This is a genomic window from Chryseobacterium sp. 27AL, assembly GCF_057815395.1.
The window spans coordinates 102,590-115,298 of sequence record NZ_JBYRIW010000006.1; the positions used below are offsets into that span (position 1 = coordinate 102,590).

At 37.0% G+C, this 12,709-nt stretch carries 12 protein-coding genes; all 12 read left to right on the forward strand.

The window, feature by feature from the left end:
* Positions 1 to 19 precede the first annotated feature (19 nt).
* The 12 genes from nrfD to ypfJ all read left to right on the forward strand — a co-directional run bounded on the left by nrfD (position 20) and on the right by ypfJ (position 12,667).
* Positions 20 to 1,417, forward strand: a complete 1,398-nt coding sequence (nrfD, locus tag AC3WV0_RS11380; RefSeq protein ID WP_090000552.1) for an NrfD/PsrC family molybdoenzyme membrane anchor subunit — start codon at positions 20 to 22, stop codon at positions 1,415 to 1,417.
* Entirely contained in the window at positions 1,404 to 1,925 is a 522-nt protein-coding gene (locus AC3WV0_RS11385; protein ID WP_034691794.1) for a DUF3341 domain-containing protein, read from the forward strand. The genes nrfD and AC3WV0_RS11385 overlap by 14 nt, the downstream gene beginning before the upstream one ends.
* Positions 1,926 to 1,980: 55 nt before the next feature.
* A complete protein-coding gene (locus AC3WV0_RS11390; RefSeq protein WP_488846196.1) occupies positions 1,981 to 2,691 on the forward strand; it encodes a c-type cytochrome in 711 nt (236 codons plus the stop codon).
* An 8-nt stretch (positions 2,692 to 2,699) separates the two neighbouring features.
* Positions 2,700 to 4,031, forward strand: coding sequence for a quinol:cytochrome C oxidoreductase (locus tag AC3WV0_RS11395; protein ID WP_488846197.1), 1,332 nt, complete (start codon positions 2,700 to 2,702; stop codon positions 4,029 to 4,031).
* A gap of 143 nt (positions 4,032 to 4,174) precedes the next feature.
* Positions 4,175 to 5,176 carry a hypothetical protein gene (locus tag AC3WV0_RS11400; RefSeq protein ID WP_488846198.1) on the forward strand — a complete coding sequence of 334 codons (1,002 nt, stop codon included), beginning with the start codon at positions 4,175 to 4,177 and terminating at the stop codon, positions 5,174 to 5,176.
* Between the two features lie 29 nt (positions 5,177 to 5,205).
* Complete coding sequence (locus AC3WV0_RS11405) at positions 5,206 to 6,207, forward strand: hypothetical protein (RefSeq protein WP_488846199.1); 1,002 nt, start codon at positions 5,206 to 5,208, stop codon at positions 6,205 to 6,207.
* Between the two features lie 57 nt (positions 6,208 to 6,264).
* Positions 6,265 to 7,452 carry a hypothetical protein gene (locus AC3WV0_RS11410; RefSeq protein ID WP_488846200.1) on the forward strand — a complete coding sequence of 396 codons (1,188 nt, stop codon included), beginning with the start codon at positions 6,265 to 6,267 and terminating at the stop codon, positions 7,450 to 7,452.
* 2 nt (positions 7,453 to 7,454) lie between these two features.
* A complete protein-coding gene (locus AC3WV0_RS11415; protein ID WP_488846201.1) occupies positions 7,455 to 7,991 on the forward strand; it encodes an adenine phosphoribosyltransferase in 537 nt (178 codons plus the stop codon).
* A 217-nt stretch (positions 7,992 to 8,208) separates the two neighbouring features.
* Positions 8,209 to 8,916, forward strand: coding sequence for a YfgM family protein (locus AC3WV0_RS11420; RefSeq protein WP_488846202.1), 708 nt, complete (start codon positions 8,209 to 8,211; stop codon positions 8,914 to 8,916).
* A 3-nt stretch (positions 8,917 to 8,919) separates the two neighbouring features.
* Entirely contained in the window at positions 8,920 to 9,438 is a 519-nt protein-coding gene (gene ribH, locus AC3WV0_RS11425; protein ID WP_488846203.1) for a 6,7-dimethyl-8-ribityllumazine synthase, read from the forward strand.
* A gap of 218 nt (positions 9,439 to 9,656) precedes the next feature.
* Positions 9,657 to 11,741, forward strand: coding sequence for an LTA synthase family protein (locus tag AC3WV0_RS11430; RefSeq protein WP_488846204.1), 2,085 nt, complete (start codon positions 9,657 to 9,659; stop codon positions 11,739 to 11,741).
* 74 nt (positions 11,742 to 11,815) lie between these two features.
* On the forward strand, positions 11,816 to 12,667 hold the full coding sequence (gene ypfJ, locus AC3WV0_RS11435) for a KPN_02809 family neutral zinc metallopeptidase (protein WP_488846205.1): 852 nt from the start codon (positions 11,816 to 11,818) through the stop codon (positions 12,665 to 12,667).
* The last annotated feature ends 42 nt before the right edge of the window (positions 12,668 to 12,709 follow it).

Genomic DNA, 12,709 nt, shown 5'->3' on the forward strand with positions numbered 1-12,709 from the left:
AATAATAAATAGGTAAAAAATGTCAGGACATTACGAAGCTCCGATAAGGGAACCTCTAATTATTGGTCACAAAACTTATCACGATATCACAGAAGATATTGCACGACCTATCGAAGAAAGAGCAGGTAAATTATGGTGGATCTCATTATATGCAGCCTTAGTTCTATTCATCTATGGATTCGGATGTATCGCTTATACTATCGGAACAGGTATTGGAGCATGGGGACTTAACAGAACTATTAACTGGGGTTGGGATATCACCAACTTCGTATGGTGGGTAGGTATCGGTCACGCCGGAACACTTATCTCCGCAGTATTATTATTATTTAGACAAAGATGGAGAATGTCTGTAAACAGATCTGCAGAAGCGATGACGATCTTCGCGGTAGTACAGGCAGCAATCTTCCCGGTAATTCACATGGGTAGAGTTTGGGTAGGATATTGGGTATTCCCTTTACCAAACCAGTTCGGTTCTCTTTGGGGGAACTTCAACTCTCCTCTACTTTGGGACGTATTTGCAATCTCTACGTATTTCTCAGTATCTACAGTATTCTGGTTCATGGGATTAATTCCTGACTTTGCAATGATCAGAGACAGAGCAAAAACTCCCTGGACTAAAAAGATTTATACATTCCTTGCATTCGGTTGGGGTGGTAAAGCAAAACACTGGCAAAGATTCGAAGAACTTTCTTTGGTTCTTGCAGGGTTGGCAACACCGCTTGTATTCTCAGTACACACGACCGTATCCTTTGACTTCGCCACGTCGGTAATTAAAGGATGGCACTCTACGATCTATCCTCCTTACTTCGTTGCCGGTGCGATCTTCTCAGGATTTGCCATGGTACAGACACTTTTGTTGGTAGCAAGAAAAGTATGTCATTTAGAAGACTACATCACCATGTACCATATCGAAATCATGAACATCGTAATCATTTTAACAGGTGGTATGGTAACGGTAGCCTATGCTACAGAATATTTCATCGGATGGTATTCAGGATCAAGATTTGAAGATTTCACCTATCTTTCTCCTGGTGCTGCTGTTGGACCTTACTGGTGGGCATTCTGGTCATTGATTATCTGTAACCTTGTTGTTCCTGCTTCATTCTGGTTCAAGAAATTGAGAACGAATATTATCTGGACATTCATTGTTGCATTGATCATTAACATTGGTATGTGGTTTGAGCGTTTTGACATCATCGTAATCAACCTTTCAAGAGATTACTTACCTGGATCTTGGACAATGTTTAAGCCAACGATTATTGATGTGGGTGTATACTTAGGAACAATCGGATTCTTCTCTGTATTATTCTTATTATATGCAAGAACATTCCCTGTAATTGCACAGGCTGAATTAAAATCGATTTTGAAAATCTCAGGTGAAACTTATAAAGCAAAAGAAGGAGATGAGCACCACTAAAATTGTATACGGACTTTATGCTGACGACGACGATTTAATGAACGGCGTTAAGGCATTCAACGATAAAGGAATCGCAATCAACGAAGTTTACACTCCGTTTCCGGTTCACGGGCTAGACAAAGCTTTAGGTTTAAAGAAAACAAGAATTTCTGATGCCGCTTTTCTTTACGCTCTTTATGGAGTAACGATTGGAGCAACTTTAACTTGGTACGTGATGAATCACGACTGGCCACAGAATATTGGTGGTAAACCAGCTTTTGACTGGGGACACAATATGCCGGCGTTCGTAGTACCAATGTTCGAGCTTATGGTATTCTGTGCTGCTCACATGATGTCATTGACTTTCTTGGTAAGAAATAAAATGTATCCTGGGGCTCCTGCACAAAACCCGGACCCAAGAACAACGGATGATAAATTCATGATGGAATTTGTAACTGAAGATGTAGAATCTGTAAAACAGTTACTGATTGAAACTGGAGTTGAAGAAATAACTGTTAAAGATGCTTAAAATGAAACCTAATGCAATGGTTACATCTGACCATAAAAAAAATAAAAATGTCCAGATGAAAAAGAATGTATTAAAAATTACAGCGGTTTTAGGTTTAACAACAGTTTTACTTAACTCTTGCGGACCAAAAGAAAATACACCGTTAGTATATTTCCCGGACATGTATTTTCCGGTAGCTTACGATCCATTGATGAAAGCTCAGGATGCTTATTCAGATCATGAAAATGAAATTCCTGCTTTCGTTAAAAATAATGGGGCAACAGGGCTTACTCCTGTAGAAGGTTCTGTTCCTCAAAATAAAGATGGCATTTTTGAAGAAGGTTTGCTTCCGAAAAATGTCGATGAATATAACGCTGGTTATGATGCTTCAAAGAGCATGACCACTTCTCCTTTAAATCCTGCCAACGAAGCAAAAGATCTTGAAAGAGGTAAAAATCTATTCGAGAAAACCTGTGCAGCTTGTCATGGTATAGGTGGTGACGGACAGGGACCTATCGTACAGACTGGAGCTTTCTCCGGTGTACCAAACTATGCCGACAGAGAAATTACTGTAGGATCTGTTCATTATGTGATAACAAACGGTAGAAATGCGATGGGATCTTATGCGGGACAATTGAACGCAGGAGACCGATGGAGAGTTGCTATGTATGTAATGAATGCCTTCAAGAAAGGAGCTGCAGCGCCGGCAGCAGCGGCACCTGCAGGAGAAGCTACGGCTACAGCAACGGCAACAACTGAAACAAAGACTACCGAAACTAAAAAATAAGAAAAGAAATGTATAGTTTTTCACCAAAATTAAAATCAACTTCTATAATCCTTCTTGTTGTAGGTTTAGTTCTGTTTGGTATCGGTTTCTTCTTGAATAAAGGGATTTCTACTGAAAAAATAGAACACATGATGGAAGCTGTTCACGCTTCTGGTCATACAGCTCCTACACACTCCAGTGAAATGGTAGGTCCTCAGGATCATGCGGCTCACCTTGAGCATGCTACTCTTCAGGTACACAACCAGCCATTAGCGGCAATACATTTTGTAGCTGTATTTTTCTTCGGAGTAAGCTGCTGCGTATTATTTTTCTATTCTATTCAGCACGCTGCGCACGCGGGATGGCCAATCATTATTACAAGAGTAATGGAAGCAATTGCTTCTTATATTCCATATGGTGGTGCTATTTTGATCATCTTGATGCTTTTAAACATCACTCATCAGGGTCATCTTTTCCATTGGATGGACCCTGAATTGACAGACCCAAATTCTGCTCATTTTGATGTGATCTTATTTGAAAAGAGAATTTTCTTAAATATACCTTTCTATGCTGTAAGAACGTTTATCTATGTATTGGGTGCTTCTTTCTTCGCATGGAAACTGAAAGCTCAGTCTAAAAAAGTTGACGAAACCAAATCGAGAGTAGATTATCAGATGCTTTACAGATGGGCAGTAGGATATATCGCATTCTTCGGATTTGCTTCTGCGGCCTGGGCTTGGGACTGGTTGATGTCTATTGACCCTCACTGGTATTCTACGATGTATATCTGGTATTCAATGGTAAGCTGCCTTTCAAGTGGTATTGCGGTAATTATTCTTTTAAGTGTTTATTTAAAGAAAAACGGATTCCTTCCACAGTTCAATGATAATCACTTACATGATTTAGGAGTATTCCTTTTTGCTACAAGTATGCTTTGGACGTATACATGGTTTGCACAGTTCATGCTTTACTGGTATGCTAACATTCCTGAAGAGGTTAACTATTTCTTCGGAAGATTCCAGCACTACTCTCCTACTTTCCTGCCAATGCTGATCGTAAACTTCTTATTACCGCTATTGGTATTAGTGAGCAGCAGCATTAAGAGAAACTACAAAGTGGTTACTACAATGGCAGTAGTAGTTATCTGTGGTCACATTTTAGATTACTTCAACATGGTAATGCCTGGTACGGTAGGACCATACTGGAAAACTCCGGAAGTATTCTTGTTGATCTTAGGAGCTATCCTTTTCGTAGTTGGTTTGTTTATGTTTACCGTGCTTTCAGCATTATCAAAACTTAAACTTATCCCTACAGGAAACCCTTACTTACACGAATCTGAAATTTATGAGTATCCTTTCTAAGGAACGCTGATAACAAGATAAAACGAAAAAGACTGATTGTAACGATCAGTCTTTTTTTTACTAATAAAAAAAATAAAATTCCGGGCAACCATTTTTAATTTTCTTTGTCATATAATTAAGCAAATCATTATAATAAAATAATCATGAAAAAAAATCTTCTATTATTGTTTTTGACATTCTTATTAAATCCTTTCAATGCTCAAACTATTACTTTCATTTCTGAAAAAACCAACAAACCGTTGCCAAAAGTTTCAGTTTTTGCAAAAGACGGAAGCATTGTTGCTTATTCGGATATTGGCGGGAAAATCGATAAACAATTGTTGAAGCCCGAGCAGGAAAAATTTCAGCTGGTGTATGATAATGTTTCGGTGGCCACCTTATCGTATTCGGATTTTGATAAGGACATTATTAAAATTGACAACCGTATAAAAGATATCGAGGCAGTCGTTATAAAAAACAACAAGCCGGCAAAATACATTTTTATTAAAGGAAATTTCAATGCCTACGTAACGGTCAACAATAAACCCAAATCTTATGCTGACGGAATTATAACCTATATTTTCGATAATAAAACAAAAAAACTTAAAAGTACGAATGTAGAACAATACAGAATCTTTTCGTTGCAGACTGAAATGGATAGGACTTTCTTATCTTACACGGCAGGATTAGAGATCCCAAAACTTAAATACGTAGGAAACCCGGAGGAATATAAATCCGGAAAAAATAATATTAAAGAATTAAACGGCGACAAAAGTGATCAAGTGGAAATCATAGATAGAATCGGCTCGGAAAAAGGATCTACGCTTTTCGGAATAACCATTTATGATTATAGAAAAATTATAAACCTATCTTTTGAAAAAGAATCAGGAAAAACACTTAGAGAGTTTCTGGAATATAGTGATGTACGGTACTCAAAAATTAAATATAAAGAAAAACCAGATCCTGATCAATTAGCGTTATACAATAATTTTTATGTGACAGAATTTAGTTTTAGTAATGACAAAGATATTAACAACGTAAGATTCAACAAGAGTAGCAGCAATTACAAGACTTCTTACTGGCAGGATCCTTCTTTTCCAAATATGCAGACGGTATTCAGCAGCTATTTCAAAAGCGATTTAAAAGAAAAGTCAAATGAAATGTAAAACAGTTTCCAATCTAAATTAATAAAACTATGAAAAAAAGTCTTTTATTATTATTTTTGACATTCTTATTAAATCTTTTCAATGCTCAAACCATTACTTTCATTTCTGAAAAAACCAACAAACCATTACCAAAAGTTTCAGTTTTTGCAAAAGACGGAAGCATTGTTGCTTATTCGGATATTGACGGGAAAATCGATAAGCAATTGATAAAACCAGAACAGGAAAAATTCAGGCTTGTTTACGAAAATATTGTTCTGGCAGAACTTCCTTATTCTGAGATTGATAGAGATATTGTAAAACTTGATGAAAAGATCAAGGACATTGAGCCCGTAGTGGTAAAAAATAATAAACCAGCAAAGTACCTTTTGATAAAAGGTAATTTTAATGCTTATGTCACCGTGAACAATATGCTTAACTGTTATGTGGATGGAATAGCAACGTATGTTTTTGACAATAAAAATAAAAAAGTAAAAGACATTAAGATACAGCAATACCGCATCTTCAGTCTTGAAGGCGCTAGCTTCGAAAAAAAAGAGGTCGGAGTCTGGGATTACAGAATGTTTTTATACTTACCAAAATTGAAATACGCCGGAAATCTTGAAAAATATAATAACGGCGAACTCAAGGTAAAGGAACTGAAAACGCCAACCAAAGATGAAATAGAAATACGTGGGGAAGAACTTCAGGAAAAAGAACTTTCCATTTTAGGATACCGGCTTTTCGATATTCAGATCATCACCAATTTTTCATTTGAAAAAGATTCTAAAAAATCACTCCGTGATTTTACTGAATACAATTCAATCGAATATCTTAAACTGAAGCATAAAACGGAACCCGAATATAACCAGATCATTTCCTACAAAAATTTTTATCCGACCGAACTCGATTTCAGCAATGAAAAAGATCTTCCTGAAGTAAAGTATAATATAAAACAAAGCCATTATACCTCAAAATATTGGCAAGATCCTTCATTTCCAAACATGCAGACCGTTTTCAGTTCATTCTTTAAAGATGATTTAAAAGAAAAATAAAAAATAAAATCCCCTATTAATAAACGTTTTAGTAAATTTGTGACAAACGGAAAAAAAATGAAAAAGTTGTCTTTTCTACTAATTTTCAGCTTACTGCTTTTTACAGCATGTAAGAAAGATCACGTAGATGCTACCAATACTAAAACGTTACAGTCGAGTATCAATGATATGACGGCGAGTCTTCCTACCATTAAACAGATAAAATTTAATGAGGCGCTCTACATTTTAAAAACTTTCGGAGTGGAAGCCGATGGTGACGTTGCAGAATTGAAAGCACTTGGCCAATTGATCAACGGGAAAAAAGTTCCCGAAATTATGGCAATGGCCGATGAAGTAGCACAGAAAAATGGCATAGAGTGGGCAAGTACAACGCCACCTTCCTTAGGACAAATCAATATTTTTGGAGATGACAAGGCAAAAGAAAGAGATCCCAACGATGTAAAAGCAAATTCATTAAGCATCATTACACGACCTTCCGGCGACGACGGAACCGGAGCTCCTACCGCTATTCAGATTATTCCGCGACTTGTGGACAGCGCTGGAAATCCTGTAGCATTTACAGAAGCAGGTCTTGAGGCTACTCTTGAAGTGTTCAGTAATGGGGTAAAACTCTCTACTGCAAAAAACCTGATGCAGGATAATAATTTTAAAGGATTTAATTTAAAATTCTCATCCATTCCGGCTGCTAAAGTCGTTGACAATAAAATTGATATCACCGTATCTGTAAAAACAACCGCAAAAACATTTAAAATGACAAAAATAGGTTTAGATGTAAATCCTTTGTTATTGAAAATGCCTGCCCCACCGGTAGTTGACTCTACCGCTGTAAATCAGGATCCGGCAGTGATAGATCCTAACAATCCTGGAACAACCGTTTCTACAGATCCAAATGCCCCCCCTGCTCCGGCAACACCAAAACAACCGGCAGCAGACCCTAAAAATGTAGTATCCGGATTTTTAAACAATGTAAGCTCTCAAAACCTAAAAGCAGCTTATGGTGCAGCAAGCAATCCAAACTGGGGAAGCTATGAATCTTTCGCCAACCCTACTTCAGGATTCGGATCGGTGAAAAATGTAAGCGTTAAAAATATTTCCACAAATCTGTCCAATGCCAATGTTGCCAGCGTAAATGCAACATACGATGTTACCGACAAAAACGGAAGAACAACTTCGCTGAAAGCAACTTTCGGTTTAAAAAATGTAAACGGAGAATGGAAAATCTCCAGCTATAAAATCAATCCGTAACAATGCCGTCACAAGAATTAATCAGCAGACTGGAAGAAACGATAGAAAACATTCCTGACTTTCCGATTCCGGGAATTCAGTTTAAAGATATATCGCCAATCTTCCTGGATCCGAAATTATATGAAGATGTTATCGCAGATCTGGTAGCATTCAGCAAAGGAAAAGTTGATGCCGTCTGCGGAATTGAAAGCCGCGGTTATCTTTTCGGAATTGCTATTGCTGTCGCTCTGGAAGTTCCGTTTGTGTTAATAAGAAAATCGGGAAAACTGCCACCGCCGGTTATTTCAGAAAAATACGATCTTGAATACGGAAGTGCCATCATCGAAACCCGGGAAGGGCAGATAAAGCCCGGGCAGAGAGTTCTGATTCACGATGATCTTCTGGCAACGGGAGGAACCACAGAAGCAGCAGCAAAGCTGATTGAAAAACAGGAAGCAACAGTTGCACAGTTCAGTTTTCTGATTGGCTTAAAAGGATTGAATGGCGAAGAAAAACTGAAGAAATTCAATGCAGAAGTATATCACATTTTAGAATATTAGTAGATGCTTCGACAAGCTCAGCATGACAAAGCAGTACTGCATTAAGCATTTCACAATTAAACTGTCATATTGCACCTGTCGAAGCATTTTTCTTATAAATTCATGTTTAACAATTTACAATTCACTTTATTTGTTTAAATAAAATCAACAATACTCAGAAAGTATTTTGTAAATCATTCAGAAACAATTAAATTTGCAATTCAATTTTTAACAATTTATGGCAAAACTTACAAAGAATGCTCAACAAGAGCAAGAAGGTAAAGAAACAGTAGAGTTTTTTAAAGATCTTGACAGAGAAGCTTTAAACACCGAAAGATTTATTGAAAGATATTCAAAACCGTTGGGTATTGTTTTCGGGGTACTTGTTTTAGGTGTTCTGGGATTCTTCGCTTACAAACAGTTTGTTGTAGTTCCTAAAAATGCTGAAGCTGTAAAAAGTTTCCTTGCTGCTCAGAAAAATCTTACGGAAGGTAAAGATAAAGAAGCACTGGGAGGAAAATCTGCTGCAAATCCTGGCTTCTTAGGAACGTATAATGAATATTCTGCTACAAACATTGGTAAACTTTCTGCTTACAACGCCGGAATTTTGAAATTTAAAGAAGGAAAATTCCAGGAAGCATATGATCTTCTTGACAAGTTTTCATCAGACAACAAAACATTAATGGCAATGAAGTATGGTGCGATGGCAGATGCGCAATCTGGTCTTAATAAAAACGACGATGCTCTGCAATTGCTTGATAAAGCGGCTTCTGCTTCAGACGATCCGTACACAACCTATTATTTCACAAGAAAAGCAGGGATTTTGGCTTTAGGCCTTAATAAGAAAGCAGATGCTAAAAAATATTTTGCTACAATTGATGAAAAATATCAGGACTACGACAACGGAATGTCTGATTCTTATATTGAAATGACTAAATATTATTAAACAATGGCAACAGTTAATCTTTCCGATTACAAGCCACTTCATATAGCCAATGCCGATGAGTTTTCTATCGGCATTGTTTTTTCTGAGTGGAATGATTTTGTAACCTATAATCTTCGTGATGCAGCATTGGAAATCCTTCAAAAGGAAGGTGTAAAATCTGAAAACATCAAGCTTTTTCCGGTTCCGGGTGCTTTTGAGCTGAATTACGCAAGCATGCAGCTTTGCAAAGAGCGCAAATATGACGCAGTAATCTCTATCGGATGTGTGATCCGTGGTGAAACGCCTCATTTCGATTATGTATGTTCTGCAGTTGCTCAGGGCATCAAAGATTGCAATATTCTGACAGATACTCCTACTATTTTCTGTGTGCTTACAGATGATACAAAAGAGCAGTCAATTGCAAGAAGTGGCGGAGATTTGGGAAATAAAGGTGTGGAAGCAGCAGTTACGGCACTGCGAATGATCGATTTTAGAAAAAATCTGACAGGTAAAAAGGGAAATATAGGTTTCGGCCACTCATAATTTACACTTATTTTTTTTAGATATTTGAGGATCATTAAAATGGTCCTCTTTTTTGTATAAATGCTTCAAACCTGCTCTGCTACTACTTTTTCTGGATATTAAATTTTTAATTTTATTTTAAATAATTATAAATTTCTTAATTAATTTCAAATTTTATGATTTTATAACAAGAAATTACTCCCAATTACTAAATTTGCAGGAATTAACATTTAGTTCATATGTTTCGTCAGAAAATAAAGCCGTTTCTCTATTTAGGCATTTTTTATCTTACCATTTCTTTGGTTCTAAGGCTCATTTTTATATTTCATCCTATAACTACAGCAGAATTTAACTTTATCGATGTAGTAGAAATTGTAATGATCGGGATCTTAAATGATTCTCTGGTCTTCATATTAACCTGTCCATTTTTGGCGCTCTATTTTCTGTTTTTATCCGATTCAAAATATCAAAAGCCTTATGGACATATTATTTTAGGATTATTAGCTATTTCATTTTTATATATCCTCCTTGTCCCGAATAATATTTTTAAGCAATACGGAGGATCAGCTGTCGAAATTGCCCTGGCCTTCATCGGACTGAAAATAATTTTCTTCAGTCTCATGCTGTTCTTGCCGGAAAAGCGTATAAAAATCAGAAATACACTTTATTTCATTACTGTTTTTCTATATGTCTTGCTCATTGTTTTTAATACTGTGAGCGAATATTTTTTCTACAATGAATTTGGGCTCAGATATAATTTCATTGCGGTCGATTATCTCATTTATACCAATGAAGTTATTGGAAACATTATGGAAAGTTATCCGGTTGTGCCTCTGTTCCTGGCTATATTTGCTGTTGCTGCGGTACTTACAGTTTATATTTACCGAAAGACTAAGGTCGAACTTTTGAATCTTCCCAACCTAAAGCAAAAACTTATTTTATTAGCTTCATTTTGTATTTTGGTAGGAATCAGTCTTATCGGATTACATTTTACCACAAAAATAAAATCTGACAACGTCTTTGAGGAAGAAATACAGGCTAATGGATTGCCAAAATTCTACTGGGCCTTTACACATAATGAATTGGATTATTTCCAATTTTACCCGGTGATCAATCAACAGGAAGCTGAAAAAACCTTTTTAAGCCAATATTCTCCGTCTACTCTCAAAAGAAATATTCAACCGGACAAACCTGAATTAAAGAAAAATGTTGTTTTAATTTCTATCGAAAGTTTGTCGGCAGATTTTATGGAACATTACGGTAATACGCAGAAAATAACTCCATTTTTGGACAGTCTTGCAGACCGTTCTCTAATGTTCACCAATCTTTATGCAACAGGAAACAGAACTGTTCGCGGACTGGAGGCCCTTACACTCTGCATTCCTCCGACTGCTGGTGAAAGTATTATTAAAAGGGAAAACAATAAAAATAAATTTACAACCGGAAGCGTTTTTAAATCTAAAGGTTACGATGTAAAATTCCTTTATGGCGGCTACAGCTACTTCGACAATATGAAGGATTTCTATGAGGGAAATGGCTACAGCATCGTTGACAGGGATAATTTCAAGCCTGAAGAGATTACCTTTGCCAATGTCTGGGGTGTTGCAGATGAAGATATGGCAAAAAAGGCCATCCAGACCATGAACGCCGAGGCAAAGTCTGGGAAGCCATTTTTTAATCATTGGATGACCGTTTCCAATCACCGTCCATTTACTTACCCGAACGGAAAAATAGATATTCCCGGAGATGCAAAATCCCGTGAAGGAGGTGTAAAATACACGGATTATGCTTTAAGAAAATTCTTCGAAATGGCCAAAAAGCAACACTGGTATTCCAATACAGTGTTTGTAATCATTGCCGATCATTGCGCTTCAAGTGCCGGAGATACAGAACTTCCGATGGATAAGTATAAAATTCCTGCGATGATCTTTTCAGAAGGTTTTATTCAACCACAAAAATTTACACAAACCATGTCACAGATTGATGTAATGCCTACTGTTTTAGGATTGCTGAATTTTAATTATCAGTCTAAATTTTTAGGGCAGGATATTTTCAGTGAAACTTTCCAACCGAAAGCTTATGTTGCTACTTATCAGGATCTTGGTTTTATTAAAGATAATTATTTAACCATTATCTCACCGGTAAAGAAGATTAAACAGTATTCACTTACACAACAAAAAAACAATTTAAGCCCGGAATTCAACATGTATTATGATGAAAAATTTCTGAAACCCGATTCTCAGAACAAAAACCTTATTGAACAGACCATTGCAGCGTATCAGTCTACCTCATATTGGCTTAAGGAAAATAAACTTAACCGTTAATTCAAAAAAAACGTTTCATCTATAGAAAATACATTTTAAATTTCTAAATTTATATATCACAAAATAATTAAACTATGAGATGGACTGACGACAGAGGCGGCAACGTGGAAGACAGGCGTGGACTAGGCGGTGGAGCCGTAGTAGGAGGCGGACTGGGAACACTGATTATTGCAGCCATTATTTTTTTTCTGGGAGGAGATCCCTCTTCCATACTTTCATCCGGAAGCGGATCCGGCTCGGCAAGAACCGAACAGAGAGAATTAACACAGGAAGAAATGAAAATTGGAGAAATGGTAGACATGATGGGAAAATGGAATACCATTACCTGGGATAAGGTTTTTAATGAAAACGGAATGACCTATGAGCCTCCTAAAATTGTTCTTTTTGAAAACACTACACAATCCGGCTGCGGAACTGCACAGGCAGCAATGGGACCTTTCTACTGCCCTGCAGACCAGTCTGTTTATATGGACATGAGTTTTTTTAATGAACTTCAGAAAAAATTCGGAGCAAAAGTAACCGAATTTACTGTTGCCTATGTTCTTGCCCATGAAGTAGGACACCATGTTCAGACGCTTTTGGGAACAACGCAAAAAGTAGATAAAATGAGAAGAAGCGGCAGATACAGCGAAACAGAAATGAACAAGGTTTCCGTAGCTACAGAATTGCAGGCAGATTTCTATGCCGGACTTTGGGCAAAAAGAACCGATGCTGAAAAACATATTTTAGAACCGGGAGACATCCAGTCTGCCATTGATGCTGCCGAAGCAGTAGGAGATGATAATATACAGAGAAGATCTCAGGGATATGTTAACCAGGAAAGCTTTACTCACGGTTCTTCCGCACAGCGTAAAGAGTGGTTCATGAAGGGCTACAACACAGGAGACATCAGACAAGGTGACACTTTCAACCAGCTTTTGAAATAATTATTTAACAAGATAAAAAATAAAACCCTGAAGCAATTCCTC

Excerpts from the sequence above, each read along its gene's own strand:
- AC3WV0_RS11410 (WP_488846200.1), top strand. The coding sequence starts at position 6,265 with ATGAAAAAGTTGTCTTTTCTACTAATTTTCAGCTTACTGCTTTTTACA.
- AC3WV0_RS11400 (WP_488846198.1), top strand. The coding sequence starts at position 4,175 with ATGAAAAAAAATCTTCTATTATTGTTTTTGACATTCTTATTAAATCCT.
- AC3WV0_RS11385 (WP_034691794.1), top strand. The coding sequence starts at position 1,404 with ATGAGCACCACTAAAATTGTATACGGACTTTATGCTGACGACGACGAT.
- ypfJ (WP_488846205.1), top strand. The coding sequence starts at position 11,816 with ATGAGATGGACTGACGACAGAGGCGGCAACGTGGAAGACAGGCGTGGA.
- AC3WV0_RS11390 (WP_488846196.1), top strand. The coding sequence starts at position 1,981 with ATGAAAAAGAATGTATTAAAAATTACAGCGGTTTTAGGTTTAACAACA.
- AC3WV0_RS11395 (WP_488846197.1), top strand. The coding sequence starts at position 2,700 with ATGTATAGTTTTTCACCAAAATTAAAATCAACTTCTATAATCCTTCTT.
- AC3WV0_RS11420 (WP_488846202.1), top strand. The coding sequence starts at position 8,209 with ATGGCAAAACTTACAAAGAATGCTCAACAAGAGCAAGAAGGTAAAGAA.
- AC3WV0_RS11415 (WP_488846201.1), top strand. The coding sequence starts at position 7,455 with ATGCCGTCACAAGAATTAATCAGCAGACTGGAAGAAACGATAGAAAAC.
- ribH (WP_488846203.1), top strand. The coding sequence starts at position 8,920 with ATGGCAACAGTTAATCTTTCCGATTACAAGCCACTTCATATAGCCAAT.
- AC3WV0_RS11405 (WP_488846199.1), top strand. The coding sequence starts at position 5,206 with ATGAAAAAAAGTCTTTTATTATTATTTTTGACATTCTTATTAAATCTT.
- AC3WV0_RS11430 (WP_488846204.1), top strand. The coding sequence starts at position 9,657 with ATGTTTCGTCAGAAAATAAAGCCGTTTCTCTATTTAGGCATTTTTTAT.
- nrfD (WP_090000552.1), top strand. The coding sequence starts at position 20 with ATGTCAGGACATTACGAAGCTCCGATAAGGGAACCTCTAATTATTGGT.